Source organism: Bacillus sp. FJAT-26390, assembly GCF_001682865.1.
Lineage (GTDB): Bacteria > Bacillota > Bacilli > Paenibacillales > Paenibacillaceae > Pristimantibacillus.
Window position 1 is genome coordinate 581030 of record NZ_MAQX01000022.1, and the last position, 24280, is coordinate 605309.

The window sequence follows — 24280 nt, forward strand, 5'->3', positions numbered from 1 at the left end:
GACGATGAAGAGATTTCTAATATTCCTGCTTCTTGCGGCGACCTCCATGCTTGTCGCGCCAGAAGCGATTTTTGCGGAGCTGCCCTACCGGACTACCTATTATGACAGCAACCAATCGAGCTGGCTGCGCATTCAACCGATCTATACGCCGTCAGAAACGAAGGGCGCGCGCTTTGTCGAGCCGGTTGACCTGCAAGTGGGCGCAGACGATAAGGTGTACGTAGCTGACAAAGGGGCAAGCAAAGTAATGGTGCTCGGCAATGACGGAGCGCTTCTGCTGACGATTGGCGAGGAAGAGGGAGCCGGGATGCTTAGCGCTCCCGAGGGGTTGTTCGTCACACCGGAGGGGCTCGTTTATGTAGCGGATTCGGGCAATCAGCGCATTGCCGTGTTCGGTGCGGACGGCGCGTTCCTGCGGGAGTACAAAAAGCCGGAATCGACCTTTCTGGAGGGGGAGCATTTTGTTCCTGTCAAGCTTGTTGTCGACAGGCGCGGCGTTATGTATGTCAGCCTCAACTCCTCCTACCAAGGCCTGCTTCGGATGAATGATGCCGGGCAATTTATGGGCTTCTTCGGTGCCAACAAAGCACAGCAAACGGTGCTCAATTGGCTGAAAAAGCTCATTCTCAACAAGGAGCAGCTGTCGAAGGAGCTGGCTAGCCTGCCGCGGCCGATTACGAATGTGGCCATCGACGACGACGGGTTTATTTTCACGGCAACGGCTGCGGGGTTCGGACAGGGAGCCATTCGGAAGCTGAATGCCGGCGGCGTAGATGCCTTTAAAAACAAAACGTTAGTTAACGGTCATGGCATCGTCGATGTAGCGAGCGATTCAAAAGGTTTCTTATACAACATCGATATGTTTTCGGGCGGCATTAACATTTATGACCAAAATGGAGAAGCGTTGTTTGAATTTGGATTCATCGACAACGAAACGCAGCAGTACGGCGTTCTCGGCTTCCCGACGAGCATCGGCGTGGATTCCAAATATGGCGTCTGGATCGCCGACAGCCGGACGGGAACGATCCATAAATTTGTTCGCACCGAGTTCGGAAGCGATGTCATGAATGCGCTTGCTCTTTATTTGGAAGGCAAATATGAGCAGAGCAAGCCTTACTGGGATCGGGTTTATGCCCGCAATGATATGTACAACGGCACGTTCCAAGGGCTGGGCAAAGTGTATTTGCATGAGAACAACCATGAGGACGCATTGTCCTTCTTAAAAACAGCTTTTGATACAAAAGGTTATTCCAAAGCCTATTGGCAAATCCGGCTGGATTTCATACAGCAGCATTTCATTTGGCTGGCAGTCGCCATTGCAGCTTTTCTGCTATTGCTCAGATACGGCTCGCGGGCGATTCGAAAGCGGTTCGAGCGAAAGCCGTTGCCGGAGAAATGGCAGCGTCCGCTGGGCGATTTGCGAAACCTTTGGTACGTCATGCTTCATCCTTACCATGGCTTTTACCGGCTCAAGGAGGCGCGGGTTGCGCCTTGGATTATTATTCTGATCTTGGTGGCAACGGTAGCGGTGAAGATCGGAACGATTTATTACACGGGCTTTTTGTTCCATCCCGTGGAGCTGTCGCAAATCAATTTATTCAGCAGCCTGGGTTTGTTCGTGGTTCCATGGATCACCTGGATTATTGCCAATTATCTCGTTTGCAGCGTGAAGGACGGGGAAGGGAAATTCAGAGAGGTCATTCAAGGCAGCACGTATGCGCTTGCGCCGTATCTGTTTTTCTCCATTCCGACCTTGCTGCTCTCGAATATCGTCACGCTTGACGAGCGGGTAATCGTTGATTCGCTGAACACGATCATGTTTTTGTGGATGGGCGTGATGCTGATCGTCATGACGCAGGTCATTCATAATTTTGATTTTGTGGAGACGCTCAAAAATATCGCCATTACGGTGTTCACCATCGGCACGATCTGGCTGTTTGCTTTTCTCGTGTTTGGTTTGTCCTACAATTTATACGACTTCTTCTATCAGCTTTACAAGGAGGTGACCTTCTATGGTTGAGCTCATCAAGCGCACTTCCCTTCGAGTAAAGCTCGCAGCAATCGTGATTGGCGTGCTTATCGTGCTCATTCTCGTTATTTTCCTGCAAGGTGATGAGCTGTCGCCGGCAAAGGCACTGGAGTATGCGGGAATCGAGGAGCCGGCGGCAAGCCGTGCTCCCCTCTATGAAGGAGAAGCATGGAAGCCGCAGGCAGCCGCGGACGGTTTCGCCGAGGCGCTGGCAAGCGACGACTTTGCGCTATATATTCATCCAGCCAGCACGCAGATTGCACTGGTGGATAAGCGCACAGGCTACAGATGGAGCAGCAATCCTACGGAAGCACAGCTAAGCAGCGAGACCGTGAAGGGCGTACTGCTCGCCAATTTGAAATCACCCTTCGTCCTGACCTATGTGAGGACGCAAGGAAAGGATCAGACGATCAGGGAGGTTCTGAACGCGAATGATCCAAAGGTTCAGTCCACGCTGGTCAGAACGTCGAATGGGCTTCAAGTATCGTATGTTTTTCCCGAACGCCAGCTTGGCTTCACCATTCAATACGAGCTTACGCCGAAGGGGCTGAAGGTTCGGATTCCGACGGAGGGCATCAAGGAGGACGGCGAATATGCGATCTTTACGGTTGATCTGCTGCCGTACTTTGGAGCAGCGACTTCAGAGGAAGACGGCTATATATTCGTCCCTGACGGTCCTGGCGGCTTGATCCGTTTTGACACCGAGCGCGCAGGCGTCTCAAGAGGCTACATTCATCAAGTGTACGGGCTTGAATTGACCAATACGGGCAATTGGAGCCGTTCCGGTGAGAGACGGGAAAATATCGCATATCCCGTATTCGGCATGAAGCGCGGCAGCAATGCGTTTATGGCGGTTCTTACGGAGGGAGGCGCTTCGGCGAATATTGCGGCTATGCCGCCAGGCCTCAAATCGGGGCTTTACAATGTTTTCTCCAACCAGATATACCGCGAGGAATATTTGTATCGGATGAGCCGGCTGGCAGCTCCGCTGAAAGCGGTGCAGAAGCAGCGGCTGGACACGGATAGAGAGGTGGAGTATCGCTTCTTAAACGGAGAAGACGCAGGTTACGTCGGGATGGCAAAAGCCTACCGTGATTACATGACCGAGACAGGCAAGCTGAAGGAGCAGCTTAAGCCGGTAGAGCATATCCCTCTTTACCTCAAAATTATGGGGGGCAACTATACCGAAGCCTTTAACAAAATCAAGTATATTGCCGCGACTACGTTCCCTCAGGCGACCAAGATCGTGAACGGACTGAAGGAGCAGGGCGTCGACAATTTAAAAGTCATTTACTATGGCTGGCAAAATCAAGGCGACTATGATCTGTACGACCGCTTCCCGATCGAGGAATCGCTTGGCGGCGAGGCTGCTGCGAAGGACTTTGTATCCGCGATGCGCAAAGAAGACATTGACGTGATGTTCGAGGACGACTTTGTTTGGATTGATTCGGAAAACTCCAATCTATCGGGCAAATCGAACGGAATTCGCGGCATTGACGAGACGGTATTCATCGATGAGGGCTGGTTCATCAGCAAGCCTGCGCGTACGGTTGCAATGGCGTACCAGACCATCGAGAAGCTGAAGGAAATCGGAGTATCGGGCATTTTGTTCAACTGGATTGGGGAAATGGTATTCCATGATTATGATCCGTCAGGCATTGAGACCCGTTCGGATACGATCGCAGTCTATGATGGCTTGCTTGCTTATACAAGGAAGACGCTTGGCTCGGCCAGCGTATACCGCGGGAACGACTATGCTGCCCAGCAGACTGATTATATTGCCGGCCTGCCTTACGAATCGAGCTACGATTTCATGGTCGACGAGACCGTTCCCTTTTACCAGATTGCGCTGCACGGCTATGTGTCTTACTCCTTCGGAGACGGAAATCTTCGCAACGACGTGGAGTCCGAATTTTTGAAGGCGATTGAATACGGCGCTGTTCCTTCGTTTTTCCTGACGCATGACGACTCAAGGAAGCTCAAGTATACGTCTGCGGGTTTTCTGTTCAGCAGCCAATACGAGAAGTGGATGGAGCGGATTCAGAAGGAATATCAAGCGTTTGATTCGCTGTCAGCCTTGTTTGCGCAAAGGATTGTGAACCATGAGAAGCTGTCAGACAAACGGTTTGCGACCGTTTATGAGGATGGCACGCGCGTCATCGTCGATTACGGCAGCAAAACATTCGTAGTGGAGAAAGGGGATGGCGCATAATGCAAGCGAAGGAACGAGGCCGTGCAGAGCGCCTATATCTCAGTAAACGCTACGGGATGGGCCTGCTGTTCATGCTTCCGTGGATGATCGGATTTGCGATGTTCGTATTGATTCCGATCAGCTGGTCGCTATTTATGTCCTTTAACAAGGTTCAAGTAGCGGTCGGAGGGTTCAAATACGAATGGATCGGATTCCGCAACTACCGCGACGCATTCTTGAAGGACAACGTTTTTCCGATTGAGCTAATTACGTACATCCAAGAAATGCTGCTGATGGTTCCGATCATCGTTATTTTCGCCTTGTTGATTGCTTTGATGCTGAATCAAAAGTTTCCGGGACGGTTTATTTATCGGGCATTGTTCTTTCTTCCGGTTATTTTCGCAACGGGGCAGGTGCTCTCGGAGCTGTTCTTGCAGGGAGCGGGCGACATTCCGTTCCTCGAGCAGTACAATTTGCTGCCGCTTGTCGAGGAATATGTAGGCAAACAGTTCGCGGAGACGGTTATGGCTGTGCTCGGCAAAGCGATTCTTATTTTGTGGTATTCGGGCGTGCAGATTTTGATCTTCATCGCCGGCTTCCAGACGATTTCCCCGACGATCTATGAAGCCGTTCGCATCGACGGCGCTTCGCCGTGGGACAGCTTTTGGAAAATTACGCTGCCGGCATGCGTGCCTTTTATCAGCCTGAACGTGCTCTACACGATCATCGATCTGTTCACATTCCCGCTGAATCCGGTGCTAAAGCATATCAAGGACAATATGTTCAAGGTCGATACCGGCTACGGTTATGCCAGCGCGCTCGCTTGGATCTATTTCGGGCTTATATTCGCGCTGATCGCCCTCGTATTATGGCTGTTCAACCGAAGCCTCAAGACAAGGAGGGTACATTCATGATGACCGCGATGAAAGCAGAGCTTGAGAAGGCGGGCCGAAGCGTCAGAGGCGTATTTTGGGGCCGCAGGGCGCAGAAAACGAAAGTGCTTATTATGGGACGAAGCGTTTCCGACGGTCTGCTTGCCAAGCTCGTCATTTATTTGCTGCTCTCGATCGTCGCTTATCTCTATTTGCAGCCCATTCTTTATATGGTCAGCACGATGTTCAAAAACATGAGCGATCTGCTGGACCCGACCGTGAAGTGGATTCCTCGCGAGATCACTTGGGAAAATGTTTCAAAAGCGCTGAAAGGCTTGCAATATCCAGAAGCGCTTAGAAACACGGCGCTCATCTCGGTGACATGCTCGCTCGTACAGGTCGTCATTTGCGCGATGACCGGTTATGCGCTCGCTAGGCTTGCGCTGCCGTTCAAGGGACTTTTTACGGCGCTCATTATTTTAACCTTTTTGATTCCGCCGCAGGTCATCATCATTCCGCTTTACGTCATTTTTAGCAAGCTTGGGCTGCTGAATTCGATTTTTGTTTTTCTCATTCCGGCTATTTTCGGACAGGGGCTTAAGGGAGCGTTGTTTATCCTTATTTTCCGCCAGTTCTTCAAGGCGCAGCCGCCAAGCTTGGAGGAAGCCGCGAAGCTGGACGGAGCGTCGACTGCGAGATTGTTCTTTGGCATTATGCTGCCGCTTGCCCGATCGGCGTGCTTAGTCGTGTTCCTCTTCTCCTTTATCTGGTACTGGAACATGTATTATGAGCCGTCGATGTTTTTAACAAAGGGCTTTACGCCGCTGTCCATCAGGCTGGATATGCTGGAGGAAGTATTGAATCCGTCCTTGCTCGGCAATACCCGCACCATCGTTAATCCGATTACGGAAAGCACCAAAATGGCGGCTGCCTTCCTCATCATCCTCCCGCCGATTATCGTATTTATGTTTTTGCAGCGCTGGTTCGTGAGCGGGATCGAAAGAACGGGAATCGTCGAGTAACCCGCAATCAGCTCTTAAAGGAAACCGATCGGGGAGGTGATGTTCGGGCGAGGGTGCCTGGCTTGTATAGCATGGCGAACAGCGAACATTGAGGGGAAGGTACGGAGCTCGTTTTATTTTACAGATGGTTATTAGAGATTTAGAAAGCTAGTTTTGCTTCACAAAACTTAAGTAGATGCTTAAGATGCTAGTTTTGCTTCACAAAACTTAAGTAGATGCTTACGATGCTAGTTTTGCTTCACAAAACTTAAGTAGATGCTTACGATGCTAGTTTTGCTTCACAAAACTTAAGTAGATGCTTACGATGCTAGTTTTGCTTCACAAAACTTAAGTAGATGCTTACGATGCTAGTTTTGCTTCACAAAACTTAAGTAGATGCTTACGATGCTAGTTTTGCTTCACAAAACTTAAGTAGATGCTTACGATGCTAGTTTTGCTTCACAAAACTTAAGTAGATGCTTACGATGCTAGTTTTGCTTCACAAAACTTAAGTAGATGCTTACGATGCTAGTTTTGCTTCACAAAACTTAAGTAGATGCTTACGATGCTAGTTTTGCTTCACAAAACTTAAGTAGATGCTTACGATGCTAGTTTTGCTTCACAAAACTTAAGTAGATGCTTACGATGCTAGTTTTGCTTCACAAAACTTAAGTAGATGCTTACGATGCTAGTTTTGCTTCACAAAACTTAAGTAGATGCTTACGATGCTAGTTTTGCTTCACAAAACTTAAGTAGATGCTTACGATGCTAGTTTTGCTTCACAAAACTTTTAGGAGGTTAAAACAGTGAAAAACAAACGCGCATTCACATGGATGTTGACTATGGTGTTAATATTTTCTGTCATCCTTTCGGCTTGCTCCGGCAACAACGGCGGCAGCAACACCCCTAGCAAAACAAATGAGGCGACCGATCCTCCAGCGACAACGGATAATCAGCCGGCTCCAGAAGAGAAACATGATCCCGTAACGCTCAAGCTTATTTCTTGGTCGGATTCGTACACGGAATTATACAAAAAATTTAACGAGAAATATCCATGGATCACCATTGAGCAAGTGCCGGTTAACAGCCAGCCGATCATGGAAATTATCGCGACTTTGGAAGCAGCAGGGACGCCTGCCGATTTGACTTGGATCGACAGCGATCTTATTACTTTTGACCAAGCCGGTCTAGTGGAAGACTTGACTCCTTATATCGATAAGGACCCAACGTTCCAAGACGTTCAGCTTCCCGAAGGTTTTTTTGATACGATGACGTACAAGGACAAAAAGCTTGCCGTTCCTTTCGTAGACGTGCCAATGTGGATATTGGTCAATAAGGATTTGCTAGCTAAGCACGGTGTTGAGATGCCGGCGAATGACTGGACCTATGACGACTTCCGCGAGGTTGCCAAAAAGATTACAGATCCGGAAGCAGGCGAATACGGTCTGACGACGCAGCCGGAATTCCAGATGCGCGTGCTTAGCACGAAAGCAATCGCCGACGGCCATGCAGCCAACATTCATTACATGAATGAGGATTTGACGCAAAGCTTGCTGAACACGCCTGATGTCATGAACGATGTAAGATGGCTTTCTGATTTCGTTTGGAAAGACGGCTCGATGCAAAGCAACGCGAAGGCTGCGGAGCAAGGCGATGTGACAAGAGAGTTCATCAACGGTAAAACGGGTTTTGCAATCGGCGGGGACTGGGTGCTGCCTGGCCTGAAGAAGGATGCGAAATTTGAATGGGATGTTCTGCCTTTCCCAAGAGGAAAAGTCAGCCAGCCCGGCTACAGTATTTATGGCCCGCTTTCCTTGCTTAGCGGCTCGAAGCACAAGGAAGAAGCGTTCCTATGGATCAGCTTCCAATTCTCGAAAGAAGCGCAAAAATGGAAAATCGATCAAGGCGCGAACGCTTCCGTTATCGATCCGGAATTGACAGCTTATTATGACCAAACCCCAATGTGGGAAGGCAAAAATAAGGAAGCGGTCAAAATCGCGAAGGAAAACGCTAAAATTCAGCCAGGCGTGACGATTCCGGCATGGTCCGAATACAACTGGAACAATATTTTGAACGAAATCATTTTCGACGGGGCGGATATTAACAAGCTCATTCCGGAAACGGAAAAATGGAATAAACGGACGCTAGAGGTCCGAGAGTCATTGAAATAAACGGTTTACAGCTCCCCTAACTCGTTACGAAAACACCCTTAGTCGCATTTGCTGCGGCATAAGGGTGTTTTTGGTGTGATTTATATCACAGATCATTTGGATGATCTGGCTTAATATAAATCAATAAAGATGGGGGATATTGCATATGAAAATAAAAATTCGCACGTTGACGAATAAATTTTTGCTAGTTATGACGGCTGCGTTGGTAGCGGTTGTCAGTGTCATTGTCATTTACGAATGGAGAGCAACTCGTATCTCTATTGAAGAGAGGCTGCTGGATAAGGGGCGGGATTTGGTCTTATCGCTCTCCCGTACGCTTGAGCATGTGACGGAGCAGGATTTGAATAGAGGCATCGTATTCCAAGACGGGACAAGCTGGAATCATGACACGCTTAAGCAGCATCTGTTCAACGATGAACTGACCGTTAATCCCCAAAGCGAGCAGTCAGCCGCAAATAGGATCAAAGACGCAGCGTACGCTTCAAAGGAGGCGGTTTTGTATAATGGCGAAACGATTCCGCTCTTTCAGTACGAATTGAAATACGATAGCGCTTACGATCGATATACGGATGACCGTTGGCAGGGCATTATGGATAGCTTTATGAACGAAGAGGATGTCATTTACGCGATGGCGGCTGCCTATTCGGACAATCCAAGCTACGCAGGCTATATTGCAACGCATAATAGTATTTATAGCAAATTAGGAGAAGCGTCCAAGGATGCTTGGGGAGATGAGGGCTTTCTTAGCCAAAACTACCGGGCCAACCGTGTTTTTAATGATCAAACAGGCTATAACGCCGTCATGAATACGAATACGGATGAGGTCTATTTGCAAAAATATGACCGTCTTATCGATGGACGAACGGTAGAGGCATGGGATATCTCTTATCCGCTTATGATAGACGGCAAGCATTGGGGCGCCGTTCGCGTCGCCGTATCCAAGGAGAAGGCGGATGCGCTCATAGCAGCCGAGAGGACCAAAGTACTGCTGCAATTCGGCGGCTTAATGGTCGTTGTTCTAGTCATCTTGTTTCTTCTATCGCAGCTGGTCGTTGGACGAAAGCTTCGCAGCATCGTGCGTGCCGCTGTCAATCTTAACTCTAGCGAAGCCGATCTTACTTACCGCATAGAGGTAAAGGGAGACGATGAAATTTCGCGGCTGGCGGAGGAGGTCAATCGGTTTATCGAGCATATGCAAAGCCTGATGCGGGCGATTCGAAACAATTCCGCTTCCGTATCGGAGCTTGCCGGCAAATTAAGCGCAGGCTCGCACCAGAGCAGAGAGCTCTCTTCGCAGCTAGCTTCTGCCGTGAACGAAATGGCGCTAGGCGCAGAAAATCAAGCAGTTGGCGCAGATGAGGCTGCCAGATCGATGGAGGAGATGGCGGCTAGCGTGGGAAGAATTGCACATTCATCGAATGTGATGGCGGAAGCGTCTGGCGATATGCTGCATGCAGCCGAGCTGGGCCATGAAAAGTCGGACAAAGCCGTTGTGCAAATGGAAAGATTGGGCGCAGCCACCGCTTCCATCTCACATGTCATTGGGCAGCTTAATGAGCGTTCTTCTGAAATTCAAGAAATGGCAGGAACAATATCGGCGATTGCTAGCCAGACCAATTTGCTGGCACTGAACGCTGCGATCGAAGCGGCACATGCCGGTGAATATGGCCTTGGCTTCTCGGTCGTTTCGAATGAAATTAGAAAGCTGGCGGAGCAGGCTTCGGCACATGCCGGACATATTGCGGAGACGATCGATCAAGTGCTAGCCTTGACAGCAAATGCGGTAGGTGCCGTAAATACCGGCGATCAGGAAATGGAGCAGGGATTGGAAACCGTGCAAGAGCTGAAGGCATCGTTTGATTCGTTATGGAACGAATCACGCTTAGTTGCAGCGCAAATACAAGACGTTTCCGCATCAACCGAGGAAATGGCGGCAGGCAGCGAACAGGTCAGCGCATCCGTTGATACGATGGCACAGGTAGCCAAAGCAACCTCCAGCCACGCTCTGCAATCGGCAGCGGATACCGAGCGGCAAAATCAGCTTGCTGCTGAGACACTGGCACTTGCGTCGTCGGTAAATGAGCTGGCGGAGGAGCTTCAGCGGTCGATTGAGCGATTTAGGATTGAATAGCTGAGTGCGAAAATAACATAATTTTATATTTTTCCTAAGATAGTGAAGTAATGGTTAGATATCATACTATCCATCAATGAATTGTTGCTTTTTCGCTGTGTTAGGTATAGACAAACCATCTCCATTCCTTGTATGATCTTTAGTACAAATGAATATAACGAAGGAAATATGGTGCTCTATGCTTAGTAGTTGGCTATAGAGCTTAATAGGGAAGTTCGGTGCAATTCCGTCGCGGTCCCGCCACTGTAAATGAAGAGTATCTCGTCAAAATGCCACTGGATAATCAATGATCTGGGAAGGCGACGAGGAACGATGACTCATGAGCCAGGAAACCTGCCAATTTCTTAAGTTTCTAGTTCTTCGGGTGGAGAGAAAAAGAAACAGTCTAATTGGCGACTTATGCGTAATATTTACGTTTAAACGCCATTGCTTATGTGTGTTCGCATGCTTGCATGCATGTTTATTGAAAGCCGTCCTCCTAGGGCGGCTTTTATTTGTTTGAACATAATTTATTGAAGAGAGAGGTTACTAATGAAAACTCAAGCATTATCGCAAAAATTATTAGCTTTAATATTGAGCTTAACCGTATTTATCACTGCGGCAAGCTCAGCGTTTTTGCCAGCGGCCAAGGTTGCTGCAGAGGATGCAAATCCTGATTTAGGTCCGTTTACCATTTATGACTTGCTTCCAGCTCCTGGTCAGTTTGTCAATGAATCCGGTTTTGGCGGCATTGGGGACGTAAATCAAAGTTGGAATAACAATGTGTTATCAAGCGGCGTGTCTTTAGGCGGCTTTGGTGGTGCTGTCGTATTTAAAACAAATGCACCGGTTCAAAACAGTAAGGATCACCCTTACGGCGTGGATTTTACGGTTTACGGAAATGCTTTTAGTGGATTTGAGGAGCCAGGAGCAGTTGCTGTCGCACAAGACGATGGAACAGGCAAACCGGCAAAGTGGTACTATATCGCAGGTTCAGAGCATTATGAGGATTCAACGATCTGGGATTATGCAACGACATACACGAATCCTGATCCAGAATTCGCTGCACCAAACGGCTTGAACGTACCTTGGGCGGATAACGAAGGTGCGACAGGTTTTATTAAGACTAATAGTTTTCATAAACATTCCTATTATCCCATTCCGGCAAATTATCCATTAGCACAGCCTGCAATCGATAATTTGGCTCGGACTTATTCGGGAGTGAAAGTTACTACTCGAAATACGGCTTTTGGATATACAGATACTCATTCCAATGGCAGTGCCCCTTATAATGTAGCAGGAAATCCCTATGTACCAGCAAACGCTAAAGGTGAAGGAATTGACATTAGCTGGGCTGTTGATGAGAACGGCATGCCGGTTAATTTAGAAAGCATTGATTTTATTAAAGTCTATACTGCCGTACAGATTGACGGAGGTCCTTTTGGTGAAATAAGTACAGAAGTGACTTCACTACAACTGCATGATGCAGACAGCGCAATTGAACAAACGCCAAGCCTAAGCTCGATCACCTTGGCAGGTATCGAACATGGTTCTGGTTCCAAGGAAGTTACGATACAGGACAGTGTTTATGTCTATAAAGATATTAAAGTGAACGCTGACACGATAAAGGTAACTGCTAATACAACCAAAAAAGTCGATCAGCTTTTCGTAAATAACACGAGTGGTGCGGTTAACACGCCAGTCGATAAAATATTGACGCTAAACGAAAAAAAACCCCGTATTGTACGGGTTATTGCCCAAGAAGGTAACAAAGAGCCTAGAATTTATTACTTAAGTATTTTAAAGGGTTCTGAAAAAGTAGATTCTGCCATTAACAATGCAGCGAAGTATATCAAAAGCAAAGGCGTCACTTCTGAGTGGCAAGCCCTTGCCCTTGCACAAGCTGGACAAAAAACACCGGCAGCTTACTACGAGCAGCTTGTTGCTAATTTAAAGAAAACAAATAATACGTTTACTTTTGTAACGGATTATGCACGTTTTTCAATGGCTATTTCGGCGTTAGGCTATGACGCAGAAGATTTTGCAAGCTATAATTTAATTGAAAAAATATATAATCACAAAGGGATAGTTAGCCAAGGATTAAATGGGCCTTTATACAGTCTAATTGCTTTGGACTCAGGTAACTATAAACTGCCGGAAGATTCTTTGTGGACGCGAGATAAACTAGTAGAAGCTATTGTTAACAAGCAATTGCCTGATGGCGGTTTTGCTTGGGGCGGTTCAAATAGCGAAGCAGATATGACGGCAATGGCTCTTATTGCGCTTGCGCCATACATGGATAAAGTAGATGTGAAGACAGCGGGCGAGAAAGCCATACAGTGGTTGTCTATAAATCAAAAAACACATGGCGGTTATGGCGGAGAAAGCAGTGAAAGCATTTCACAGGCTATAATCGGGCTTACTGCTCATGGAATTGATCCAACAGGCGTAGCCTTTACTAAAAATGGAATAAACCTTCTCGATAAGCTGTTAAGCTTTGCACAAGCAGATGGCGGGTTTTCGCATTTATTAACTGGAAAAAGCAATGGCATGGCGACGGAACAAGCTTTACAGGCTTTAGACGCGTATAGCCTATTCGCCAATAAAAAAGGTAGATTGTACGATTTTGCCGGAAGAGTAATGCCAGGCGTTGCTTTTGCTGTTGATGTCGCGGTTGATATTGAAGGTCCGCAGGCGAATATAGCAACAGGTACTGCAAATGGGTACAGCGCTCTTGATGCTCTAAAAGATCTTACGGCTGATCAAAAAATAGCTCTTCAAGTTACAACACATCCTTCTTTTGGCGATTATGTAACTTCTATTGCTGGAATCAGTGAAAAAACGTACCAAGGTTATGACGGTTGGCAGTATGCAATCAAGAGAAATGGTGAATGGATTACACCTTCAGTTGGCATTGCTGATTTTGTACTAGAGGAATCTGATCACCTTACTGTATATTACGGTGATTTTGATACTCAGTTTGTTCATGCTGTTACAACTGCTCCAAGCTCGCCTAAAGCAGGCCAACCTTTTTCCGTAACAGTAAGCAAGGAAGGCTGGGATTGGAATAATCATGTGCCTGTGGTTACTCCTGCGGCAGGGGCAAAAGTTACGATTGGCAATCAATCAGCATTAGCGGATGATAATGGTGTAGCTGCGTTCCCTAATGGAATTGGAACGGCAGGCTTAAACAACGGAGAAGTTACGCAATATCGTTCGGACAACTCTCCTAGCATCGTTCGTCAATCATTCGCATTAACGATTAGTCCGGCTGATCCAAATCCGGTTGATCAATATGTGACGTTGAAAGTATTGGGAGACAAAATAAAAGGAACTATTCTTGGATCAAAATCGTTAAAGCTCCAAGAAGGTGATACTGCTTTCTCTATTCTTCAACGCGAATTAGGAGGCAAGGTCGTTTCAAGCGGTACGGGACCTTCAACATACGTATCCGCAATTGACGGGCTAGCTGAGTTTGATCGTGGAACATTGAGCGGTTGGATGTATTCGGTCAATGGTACATTCCCTGATGTAAGCGCGGGGGCATACTTGCTGCAGCCAAATGACGAGGTTGCTTGGAGATACACAGTTGATGGAGGTAAAGATTTAGGATCTTCGAATCCGGTTGAAGGACCGATTGCTGGCCAACCGGAAGTGCCATCCAGCATTTCTAAAGACGTTATTAGTGAGTTTACTAAACTAACGTTGTCAGCTAATAACACGACTCCGATTGACAAGGTTGGCCAAACAACGGTTTCAATCAATGCGAATACGCCAATGAGTGCAGCAGAGCTTGCTGAGCTCATCAAGCTGCTCAACAAATCTAAAGTGAAGTTAAGCCAAAGTGCAGCTTCGAGTAACGAAACGATTATTCAAGATTCAGATGCAAAAGTGAAGCTTGTGCTTCCAGCAGGCTCTGTAAAGCAAAATACAGCAATAAGCATAGAAGAGCTTACATTACAGCGCGATGAATTGGCGTCTGGAGTCTTTGAATTTACGCCTAACGGCACTGTTTTCCAAAATCCAGTTTTCATTCAGATTAAAGTACCTGTCCAAACTAAAAACGTTAATGATCTTTCTCTCGCATGGTTAGATGAGAAGACAGGACTATGGATTCCGATTCCTGCTGTGCTTGATTTGAAAACAGGCATTATTACAGGTAAAACAACACATTTCACAAAGTATGCAGTTGTGGATCGCAGTAAGCTGTCAGCAACAGGACAAGATGTTACTTCTGAAATTCAAGCGGCATCGAAGCAAATTGCAAACGCGGGAACCATTTCAGATTGGGAAGCCATTGCTTTGGCACGCTCAGGAAATAAGCTGCCTGCAAGCTACCTGGTTGATATAACGAAGTTATTAAAAGAAAACAAAGGCGAATTCCGTAAGGTAACGGATCTGGAAAGAATCGCGCTTGCGTTAAGAGCAAACGGAGAGAATCCAGCATCCTTCGCCGGCTACAACCTCATTCAAAGCATTTACAACCATGCGAACATGACGAGCCAAGGCACGAATGGACCGATATTCGCATTGATCGCTTTGGATAGCGGAAAGTATGAAGTCGCGACCAATGCGCTTTGGACGCGTACGAAGCTGGTGGACTGGCTGCTTAGCCAGCAAAACGCTAGCGGTGCATTCCCGCTTTCAGAAAAAGGCGAAGACAATATGGATATTACTGCGATGGCAATTACTGCCCTTTCATCGTATAAAGAGCAAGCCAACGTGAAGAGCGCCATCGACAAAGCGGTAAAATGGTTGTCAGCGCAGCAACAGGAAAACGGAGGCTACACAGCCTTCGGTGAATCAAACAGCGAGAGCGTAGCGCAGGTTGTGATTGCGCTGGCTTCCGCAGGAATAAGTCCGCTGGATTCCAGCTTTGTGAAAAAGAACGGCAATCTGCTCACCAATTTGCTCAGCTTCCGTCAGTCCGATGGCGGCTTTGCGCATACGATTGGCCAGCCTTCCAATGAGATCGCAACTGAGCAAGCGCTAATGGCGCTGGTCGCTTATGACCGATTTATGAAGCTGAAGCCGGCCCTTTTCAACCTATCGGCTGACACACCCGTAACGGGCGAGAAACAAAGCTTCGTAGATAACAAGCTCATCTCAATTTGGGCGTATGATGCGGTGTACCGCGTGTTTGATGCGAAAATTATGGTAGGGGTTAGCGGTTCGGAGCTTCGCTTTGATCCTAAGAAGCAGATGACAAGAGCAGAGTTCGCAACACTGCTCATTAATTTGCTCGAGGAGAAGCCAGCCAATGATGCTGCTAAAGTATTCAAGGATGTATTGCCGGGTGCCTGGTATTACGGAGCCATCATGCGTGCGAAGGAGCTTGGCATTATCCAAGGGATTACGGCAGATACGTTCAAGCCGAATCAAGCTGTATCAAGACAGGATATGGCGATCATGATCGCCAAGGCATTCAAGCTTAAAGGCAGCACGGAGCCATTGCCGTTCCAAGATGACAAAACGATTCATGAAGGCGCCAAAGCTTATGTCAACGCCGTTTACCAGAACGGTCTGATGCAAGGCGCGAACGGAAACTTTCTTCCGAAAGATGCCGTGACGAGAGAGATGGCTGCCGTAGTGGCAGATAAGCTCCTCAAGCTGCCTGCAGCTTAAATATCATAAAGCGGAACAAGTGAGCAGACGGCTCACTTGTTCCGCTTTTTTTTATTGCAAGGATAGAAGCGAGCAGATAAACGATTTTCCCCGAACGAACATTTTTATCTATTTGTTCTTTATAAAGAATGATAACAGTGGTATATTAAAGTTGTCGTGTTGAAAATGTTTCTAAATATGTGATTAATTTCGACAGAAACTAGGAGGTCAAAGTGAATATTTTAAAATTAGCGTTGGTATTATGGCTTGGCATGCAGGTCGCGCTGCTGTCAAAGGACAATGTTCAAGTAGCGAGTGCAGCCGAAGCAGGCGCGCAGGCCTTTTACATGATTGAGCTAACACGGTTTGGCATTCATAACGATGGAACACATCCGGTTGAGACAACCAAAGGCATCAATAACGCACTGCGGTGGGCAGCGCAAAATGGGAAAACGACAACCTCGCTTCCGCCCGGAAAATATTTGATCGATAAAAATAGCCGGATCAATATGGTTAGCAATATGACATTTGATCTGCCTATGGACGCTGTGATTCAGAAGGAGACAAACGACAAAGAGAGCTATTTTCTTATGTATCTGGGTTATGGCATCCATAATGTAACGCTCAAGGGCGGAACGTATGTCGGAGATAAAGAAACGCATAATTACTCGAAGAAAGACCATAAGGGCAGCGCTGGGACACATGAGAGCGGATATGGCATTTTAACGCAGGGAGCATCGAACATTACGATCGATGGCGTCAAAGCGATTAATTTTACGGGCGATGGCCTTGCTCTAGGCGGCTTCGGAACGCTCGTGAAGGATTTATACGAAGGTCATTTTATTAATGGCGCCATTGATGATAAGGGGAAAAACGTTTCTAATGCGCAGAAGATTAGAACGAAGGAGCCTTTAAACTTTTCAAACGTTATTTTCAAAACGGAAGATACGTTTGAACTGTCGAATGCGGTAAAGCTGCCGCGAACGTTTGATATCTTTTTCTACAAGGCGAATAGTTCGTTTCTTGCGAAGAAGTCCAATGTGACGGTTAGGGATATTATACAAATTCCGGAAGGCGCAGCCCAGTTCCATCTGGTCTTTGATCAAGCGGCCAAAAAAGGTGCTTACGTGGAGGTTTGGAACCGGACGGTAACGACCGACGTCGTTGTTCAAAATTCAGAGTTTGCTTATAACCGAAGGCAGGGCATAACGGTCGGTGGAGCCGACCAAGTGCTGATTACAAACAACAAGCTCCATCATATGAAGGGGACGATGCCTCAGGCAGGCATTGACCTGGAGGGCGGCTTTGGGGAGAACGGGCACCGCAACAGCAACATTACGATCAAGAGCAATCAGTTTTACAACAATGCTTCTTATGACGTCATTCTTTACGATGGGCGCGATGCGATTGTAGAAGACAACCATCTCGCGTCCAAAGGCGCGATTGGCTTAGCGATTTCCGATCCGTTTAAAGGCGCGCTTATTAAAAACAACCATTTTGACGGCTCACGGATTATAGCGACCCATGACGCGACATTCATTGATAACAAAATGAACGATTCCTATACCCAGTTTGACGGTCCTAATATTAAAATAGACGGCATGACGTTAACGGATTCGATGTTTACGATAAGTGCCAAGGTTGCTTTTGGCGTCACCGCATCCAACATCACGATCAACAACAACAATAAAAGCGACTCCGGCTTGTCTGTTTGGGGGAAGCCGATCCGCCTGAAGGATGTGACGATTAACGGTGAAGGCAAACTAAGGGTCATGTCGGGCGGAGTGGTGGAAGGGTCGATTTTTGACAATTTGAAGGTCATCGGCTACAACACCAACTCTGGATTGTCGCTGCCGCCAGGCACGTATAACAATTGCGTCTTCGAGGGCGCGGAAGGCACCGGCAAATACGGAACGATTGGCATTTCGCTTGGAGGCAAATACGTTTTTGACAATTGCACGTTTAAATCACCGTCGAATCTCAGCACTTACTTGAACGGCGAGCATCCCAAGCTGGATCTTACGATCAAGAATTCAACGTTCGAGGTGCTTGGCAATACGCAGGTGATCAGCATCCAAGCTGCCCAAAATGTGCTTTTGGAAAATAATACGATTACGGCTAACCAAATAACCTCCGATAAGACGGAGATTATTCGCATCAACGATTTTTGGAAGCGCAACGAGCGGCATGATGTCCTTAAAGCCGTCATAAGAGGCAATACGATAACGGCAAATATGGCTGCAATCGGCATTGCAACGTTGTATGCGGGTACAGGAGCACCTGCGTATACGATCGAAAACAACACGCTTTACACGGCAAAGCTGCTCATTAAAAATAATGATATGTTAAAAAATAATGCTGTAAAATAGTAGAGTTATTGGAGAGCCCTGACGAATGGTCGTCGGGGCTTTTTTTTGTTCGGTACAGCCGATTCGACGCGGGGGTAGGTACATACGTTATAATAAGGAAGAGGCGACCAATAATGGCTGCAGCCTCGCTCCATGAAATTGATGAATAGGATGAATAATGATGCTTCAACTATTTGGAACCAGTATCCGCGATTTTCGCGATACGTATAAGAAACATCTGTTGTTTGAATACATGTTTATGCTGCTGACGAGCTTTGTCATCATTCCGATTATTTCGTTTATTTTTAACCGGGTGCTCCGCGTTGTTGGTTCAGGCTCCGTATTGAATGGCGAGGTATATAAAATCGGGCTTAGCTATACGGGGGTTGCCGGCTTAATTGCGATTTGTTTGGTAGCGGTGCTGGTGCTGTTCATTGAATTTGGCGTCGTGATTACGATTGCCCAGCAGCATTATTTTGGCAAAGAGGTATTGATTGCGGATGCGCTTCTGACGACGCTGAGGCAGACGCCTAAGCTGTTCGGATTCGGCATTATTCAGCTTTTGTTTTTCCTGCTGTTCCTAGTGCCCTTTATCGATTCGCCATTGTCTTCATCGTTGTACGCGCAGTTTAATGTTCCGATCTTTTTGAATAGCCGGGTACTTACCTCGTCCTTTGTGACGCTGGCTTTATTCGGAATGATGCTGCTGCTCGGCTTGTATATCATCCTGCGCTGGATTTTCGTTTTGCATTTCATTATGATCGAAGACAAGTCGATCCGGAAGGCGATTAGAAGCAGTTTGTTGTTAACGAAGGGCAAACGATTGTCTATTTTTATCCAGCTATTTTTGCTTAATGCGGTCGTATTCTCGCTTGGCTTTATGACGATTTCGGCGGTCGCTTATTTGCCGTCCTGGCTTGATATTAATGTGCTAAAAGCGATGTCGGATCATTATTCGTTGACGTTATCGACCGTGCTTACCTATATGTTTACGCTGATGCTCGTACCGGTGAACATTATTTTTTTGACGAGGCAATTTTATCATTTCAACCGCAAGCAAGGATCCATGCCAAGAGATCAGCTGCGAATATATAAGAGCCGCTTGGTAGGCCCTATTGAGAAGCGCCTCTTGTCCTTCCTAAAAGGAAGAACGCGCAAGCGAGTGTTATACTCATCGATTCTAGCCGTTTATTTGGCGCTTGCGCTATTTGTCAGCTATGCGGCAAACGATAATTTGGTCTATGTCAAATGGAATGTGCTGCTGTCAGCCCACCGCGGCGATACGCAAGCTGCGCCGGAGAACTCGCTTCGCGCCGTTCGCAGCTCGGTAGAGCAGGGCATTGATGCCGTCGAGATTGACGTTCAGCTAACGAAGGACGGAGTCGTCGTGCTGAACCATGACTATAATTTGCTGCGAATGACGGGTGAGCCGAAGCGGGTAAGCGAGCTAACCTATGATGAGGTAGCAAGGCTGAGCCTTGGCAAGGGCGGCAATGAATTAGAGGAAATCGACCGGATTCCGATGCTTGCCGAGGTACTTGCCGAGGTACAGGGAAAAACGAAGCTTATCGTCGATCTCAAGCCTTATGGCCCCGGCGAGGAGCTGGCTAAGCAAGTGGTTTCCTTGATCGAACAGTTCGAAATGGTGCAGGAGTGCTATATTCAGTCGTTTGACCGTCAGACCTTGCGGCAGATCAGACAGCTGAACCCGGACATCAAGATCGGGCAAATTCTTTATTTTGCGGTTGGGGATTTATCGCAGCTCGATGTGGACTTCTACACGATTGAGCAGGTGATGCTGACGGAGCAGCTCGTTGAACGTGCGCATAAAAAAGGCCGCGAGGTATGGGTGTGGACGGTCAACAGCGAGCGCAATTTGAAAGAAGTGCTTAAGTTCGAAATCGATGGCATCATTACGGATTATCCTTCACGCGCGCACAATATGGTTGAGCTTAATCTATAGCAGGCAATAAGCGAGGGAGCGGATATGGGTGACTCAAATTGAAAAATACAAATCGTACTTGATGTCGCTCCCGCCAGGCAGCCTGTCCAAGGAGCAGCTGTTCGTGAAGGAGCTTTTAATAGAAGAGCGCGATCATATGAAGATTTATTATGTGCCTTATGAGTACGTGAACGAGCGGGCTAAGGTGATGATCATTGGCATTACGCCGGGCTTTACCCAGATGGAGCTTGCGATCCGAAGCGCGAGAGAGGATTTGCTTGCGGGAGTGCCGCAGGACCAAATCGATCAGCGAGCAAAAAAGCTTGCCAGCTTCGCGGGCTCGATGAGAAAAAACTTGATTGCTATGCTGGATCAAATTGAATTGCCGGCTGCCATCGGGCTTGAAAGCAGCGCCTCCTTGTTTGAGGAGGACAGAGAGCTGCTTCATACGACTTCTGTGATCCGCTTTCCCGTTTTCCAACAGGGGAAAAACTATACCGGCCATAGTCCGCCTATTTTAAAATCAGAGGTGCTTTACCGCTATGCGGAAACCATTTTGCTGCCGGAATTGCTTGCGGTCAAGGATTCGCTTGTCATTCCGCTCGGCAAATCCGTTTCTGAGGTGGTACAAGCTTTCGTGGATAAAGGCTGGGTCAGCAGGGATCGGTGCTTGTTCGAAATGCCGCATCCTTCGGGAGCGAACGGACACCGGAAAAAGCAGTTTGAGCGGAGCAAGTCCGGCATGCGGCAGCAGGTTGGGGAATGGTTCAGCCGCTAAGGTTATGACAGAGAGGAGTGAATGGGCATGCACAGCAATAAGGTTCGTTTCATAACTGCCTTCGCCGTCCTTACTTGTCTTCTATGGCTGTTTGGATTAGGCTGGTCGGTCAAGGATTATTTAATCGGAGCTGGTTCCACAGCATCGCTGCCTTCCTCATCGGAGGAGCCAAGCATCCCGTCCAATCAGCTGAAAATCGTCGCTCTTGGCGATTCGTTAACGAGAGGCACCGGCGATATTGAGGGCAAGGGTTACGTCGGTTATGTCAGCGATCAGCTGAAGCAAGGCGGCATGGAAATTTCATTAATTAATTTAGGGATCAAAGGGCTGGTCTCCTCAGAGCTGGCAGAGCAACTGAAGGAGAAGGAAGTTGGGCGCCAAGTCGGACAAGCAGACGTCATTCTGATGACGATTGGCGGCAATGACCTGTTCCTTGGCGGACAGACGTTATCGGATCTTTCCGAAGCTAGCATTAAAGGGCTTGAGGACGCGTATCAGAGCAATCTAAAAACAATTATAACGAGCATTCAAGCTGTTAATAAGGAAGCGGCGATTTATTTATTAGGTCTCTACAACCCGTTCAGGGAGCTGCAAAACGGCGAGCTCATGTCGAGCGTCGTAAGAGACTGGAATGCCAAAACAGCGGATACGCTGGCGAAATATCCAAAGGCAGTATTTATTCCGACCTATGATCTGTTTCAGCAGAATACGGGCAGCTTGCTGTTTACGGATCATTTTCACCCGAATGAAAAAGGGTATCGATTGATGGCTGAGCGGGCAGCCGCACTGATCGCCGAAGCGGGAGGGCAACGATGAGCGACATTACATTATCGGTTCAGGGACTGCGGAAGGTGATCGGCAAGCGTACGATCATTAAGGATTTGAGCTTCGAGCTGAAGCGCGGCGAGGTGTTTGGCTTTCTGGGACCTAACGGGGCAGGGAAAACGACGACGATTCGGATGCTGGTTGGGCTGATTAAGCCAACCTCAGGCACGATTCATATATGCGGGCTGGATATATCGAAACATTTTACAAAGGCCATGAGGCATTTAGGCTGCATCGTCGAAAATCCAGAGCTGTATCCGTTCTTGAGCGGAATGGATAATCTTCGCCATTTTGCCGTTATGATTAAGGGCATATCACAGGAGCGGATTGATGAGGTCGTTCGGTTGGTCGGCATGCAGGATCGAATAAACGATAAAGTGAGCACGTATTCGCTTGGCATGCGGCAGCGGCTTGGCATCGCGCAGGCGCTGCTTGGAAAGCCTGATGTGTTGATTTTGGATGAGCCGACGAATGGACTTGATCCTTCGGGGATTCGGGAAATGCGCGCGTTTATTCGGTTTCTGGCGGAGGAAGAAGGACTCACGGTGCTGGTCTCGAGTCATTTGCTGCATGAGATTCAGCTGATGTGCGACCGGGTTGCGATCATATCCAAGGGCGAGATCATCCGGGTAGATTCGGTTTCCAATTTATTGTCCAGCGAAGAGAGGCTTGTGTGGCGATTGATGCCCCATGCGCTTGGCCGGTCGATTTTGAAGGAGCTTACTGCGATCATAAGCGAGTCGGAGGATACGCTTACGACAGCTTACATAGAGGGCTCGGTCGGGGAGTGGAATCGGAAGCTCGTGGAAGCGGGAGTAAGCGTGCTGGAGATGAACCGGAGACTTCCGGCGCTTGAGGATTTATTCCTTGAGCTGACAGGGGGCGAGTCGATTGATTAATCTTGTTCAAAATGAAATGACGAAGCTGATCGGCAAACGCCGGTTTATTATTATTTCGGTTATTATCGTCGTTCTGCTCTCCATGTTCTCGTACGCGCAGGTGAAGCAGTCGGAGTCGACGAAAGAGAGATTGGGCACAGTGGATTGGCGCGCCGAGCTGCAGCAGCAGATCGTAGATATGCAAAACAGGCTGAGCAGCGCAGGGCAGTGGCGCGAGCAAATTCAGATTCAGATCAAGCAGTCGCAATATTATTTGGACCATGATGTGAATCCTTCCGAGCCAGGCGCACCAACCTTCATAAGAGGTTTTGTGCAAAATTCAGCAGAGCTGTTTTTGCCGTTATTGGTCATGATCATTGCCGTCGATCTAGTCTCCTCGGAGCGGAGCATGGGTACGATTAAGCTGCTGCTTACGAGACCGGTGAGCCGCTTCCGTATTTTGCTCAGCAAATATATCGCGCTTATTTTATCGGTTTCTCTCGTTATTTTTCTGTTCGGCTCGTTATCCTATTTGATCTCTGCGGTGATGTTCGGCAACGCTGGCTGGTCAGCCCCCGTGTTAACCGGTTTCTCCACGCACGGAGGCGAGCTTGATATATCGGGCGTTCGCCTAGTCTCGCAGTGGCAGTATATTATTCAGCAGTTCGGGCTCGCATGGTTCATTTCCTTGGTGGTCGGGACGTTATCGTTCATGCTGTCCATCCTGATGAGAAGCAGCGCTGCCGGCATGGGAACGATGCTTGCCTGCCTAATCGCGGGAGCGATCTTAAGCAATATGGTGTCGTCATGGGATTCGGCAAAATATTTGTTTATGGTCAACCTTGGCCTAATGGATTACATCAGCGGCTCGGCTCCGCCCATCGAGGGAATGACGCTGGGCTTCTCGCTTGCCGTCCTTGCAGCATGGATGGTCGGTTCCCTGCTCGTCTCGTTTACGGTGTTCATGAGGAAGGACATTTATTGATCCGTGCAAGGCTCGTCTGTGCCTTGTCCTAAAATCATTCTCTCTGCATATGCATGTAGTAGAAGAGGAGAGTGATTATGGTGGACAAAACCGTGCGAAGATATTATCAGCAAAAACAAAAGCAAAAAGAGATAGAGCAGGAATTAACCGAGCTGCGAGGCGAAATTATGACTTATTTTACCGAGCAGGGCGTAAATGAATTGGAGATTGGGAGCCATAAGGTGAAAATCGTCGTCCAGGAGCGGAAGGAATACGACGACACTAAGCTATACGAGGCGCTGCCGGATCCGGAGCTGTGGCGGCTGCTATCGAAGCCCGATGCGTCCAAAATTACCAGTCTCATCAAACTGAATGTCATTTCGGAGGAGAAGCTGAAGGATACCTTCTCTACGAAAACAGTAAAGCTGCTTCAAGTGGATAAAAAGTAAGCGATGGCAGAGCTTCTATACGCAGTGGATACTGCGCGTGGAGGCTCTTTTTTTTTGTGCGTCAGCGCAAAATGGCGTTAGTGGAGATGAAGAAGGCCAACCAGCCAAGCTGGTTGGT

General features: G+C 47.9%; 14 protein-coding genes and 1 riboswitch. All 14 genes read left to right on the forward strand.

Going from position 1 to position 24280, the window contains the following annotated elements:
* Positions 1–4: 4 nt before the first annotated feature.
* The 14 genes from A7975_RS19690 (at position 5) to A7975_RS19755 (ending at position 24162) form a co-directional block, all read left to right on the forward strand.
* The gene (locus A7975_RS19690; protein WP_065386208.1) at positions 5–2020 is read left to right on the forward strand and encodes a YIP1 family protein; all 2016 of its coding nucleotides are present in this window, start codon (positions 5–7) and stop codon (positions 2018–2020) included.
* Positions 2013–4241, forward strand: a complete 2229-nt coding sequence (locus A7975_RS19695) for a DUF5696 domain-containing protein (RefSeq protein ID WP_065386209.1) — start codon at positions 2013–2015, stop codon at positions 4239–4241. Before A7975_RS19690 ends, A7975_RS19695 begins: the two co-directional genes overlap by 8 nt.
* Positions 4241–5134, forward strand: coding sequence for a carbohydrate ABC transporter permease (locus A7975_RS19700; protein WP_065386210.1), 894 nt, complete (start codon positions 4241–4243; stop codon positions 5132–5134). Before A7975_RS19695 ends, A7975_RS19700 begins: the two co-directional genes overlap by 1 nt.
* Entirely contained in the window at positions 5131–6114 is a 984-nt protein-coding gene (locus A7975_RS19705; RefSeq protein ID WP_053374943.1) for a carbohydrate ABC transporter permease, read from the forward strand. The genes A7975_RS19700 and A7975_RS19705 overlap by 4 nt, the downstream gene beginning before the upstream one ends.
* Before the next feature lie 785 nt (positions 6115–6899).
* Entirely contained in the window at positions 6900–8264 is a 1365-nt protein-coding gene (locus A7975_RS19710; protein ID WP_065386211.1) for an ABC transporter substrate-binding protein, read from the forward strand.
* Positions 8265–8409: 145 nt separating this feature from the next.
* Positions 8410–10395 (forward strand): methyl-accepting chemotaxis protein, encoded by a 1986-nt coding sequence (locus tag A7975_RS19715; protein WP_065386212.1) that lies wholly within the window; start codon positions 8410–8412, stop codon positions 10393–10395.
* A gap of 152 nt (positions 10396–10547) precedes the next feature.
* A riboswitch (cobalamin riboswitch) is annotated at positions 10548–10750 on the forward strand.
* A 176-nt stretch (positions 10751–10926) separates the two neighbouring features.
* Positions 10927–15999 carry an S-layer homology domain-containing protein gene (locus A7975_RS19720; RefSeq protein ID WP_065386213.1) on the forward strand — a complete coding sequence of 1691 codons (5073 nt, stop codon included), beginning with the start codon at positions 10927–10929 and terminating at the stop codon, positions 15997–15999.
* Positions 16000–16211: 212 nt separating this feature from the next.
* Positions 16212–18347, forward strand: a complete 2136-nt coding sequence (locus A7975_RS19725) for a right-handed parallel beta-helix repeat-containing protein (protein WP_065386214.1) — start codon at positions 16212–16214, stop codon at positions 18345–18347.
* Between the two features lie 157 nt (positions 18348–18504).
* Entirely contained in the window at positions 18505–20289 is a 1785-nt protein-coding gene (locus A7975_RS19730; protein WP_255314370.1) for a glycerophosphodiester phosphodiesterase, read from the forward strand.
* Between the two features lie 28 nt (positions 20290–20317).
* A complete protein-coding gene (locus tag A7975_RS19735; protein WP_082198311.1) occupies positions 20318–21046 on the forward strand; it encodes a uracil-DNA glycosylase family protein in 729 nt (242 codons plus the stop codon).
* 27 nt (positions 21047–21073) lie between these two features.
* Complete coding sequence (locus A7975_RS19740) at positions 21074–21862, forward strand: SGNH/GDSL hydrolase family protein (protein ID WP_053374950.1); 789 nt, start codon at positions 21074–21076, stop codon at positions 21860–21862.
* Complete coding sequence (locus A7975_RS19745) at positions 21859–22770, forward strand: ABC transporter ATP-binding protein (protein WP_065386216.1); 912 nt, start codon at positions 21859–21861, stop codon at positions 22768–22770. Before A7975_RS19740 ends, A7975_RS19745 begins: the two co-directional genes overlap by 4 nt.
* Positions 22763–23734 (forward strand): ABC transporter permease, encoded by a 972-nt coding sequence (locus tag A7975_RS19750; RefSeq protein WP_065386217.1) that lies wholly within the window; start codon positions 22763–22765, stop codon positions 23732–23734. The genes A7975_RS19745 and A7975_RS19750 overlap by 8 nt, the downstream gene beginning before the upstream one ends.
* Before the next feature lie 77 nt (positions 23735–23811).
* Positions 23812–24162, forward strand: a complete 351-nt coding sequence (locus A7975_RS19755) for a hypothetical protein (RefSeq protein WP_442950609.1) — start codon at positions 23812–23814, stop codon at positions 24160–24162.
* Positions 24163–24280 lie beyond the last annotated feature (118 nt).

Bases quoted from the DNA above. Each gene is read 5' to 3' on its own strand.
- A7975_RS19745 (WP_065386216.1), top strand. From the start codon at position 21,859: ATGAGCGACATTACATTATCGGTTCAGGGACTGCGGAAGGTGATCGGC.
- A7975_RS19755 (WP_442950609.1), top strand. From the start codon at position 23,812: ATGGTGGACAAAACCGTGCGAAGATATTATCAGCAAAAACAAAAGCAA.
- A7975_RS19730 (WP_255314370.1), top strand. From the start codon at position 18,505: ATGATGCTTCAACTATTTGGAACCAGTATCCGCGATTTTCGCGATACG.
- A7975_RS19690 (WP_065386208.1), top strand. From the start codon at position 5: ATGAAGAGATTTCTAATATTCCTGCTTCTTGCGGCGACCTCCATGCTT.
- A7975_RS19695 (WP_065386209.1), top strand. From the start codon at position 2,013: ATGGTTGAGCTCATCAAGCGCACTTCCCTTCGAGTAAAGCTCGCAGCA.
- A7975_RS19715 (WP_065386212.1), top strand. From the start codon at position 8,410: ATGAAAATAAAAATTCGCACGTTGACGAATAAATTTTTGCTAGTTATG.
- A7975_RS19740 (WP_053374950.1), top strand. From the start codon at position 21,074: ATGCACAGCAATAAGGTTCGTTTCATAACTGCCTTCGCCGTCCTTACT.
- A7975_RS19720 (WP_065386213.1), top strand. From the start codon at position 10,927: ATGAAAACTCAAGCATTATCGCAAAAATTATTAGCTTTAATATTGAGC.
- A7975_RS19705 (WP_053374943.1), top strand. From the start codon at position 5,131: ATGATGACCGCGATGAAAGCAGAGCTTGAGAAGGCGGGCCGAAGCGTC.
- A7975_RS19700 (WP_065386210.1), top strand. From the start codon at position 4,241: ATGCAAGCGAAGGAACGAGGCCGTGCAGAGCGCCTATATCTCAGTAAA.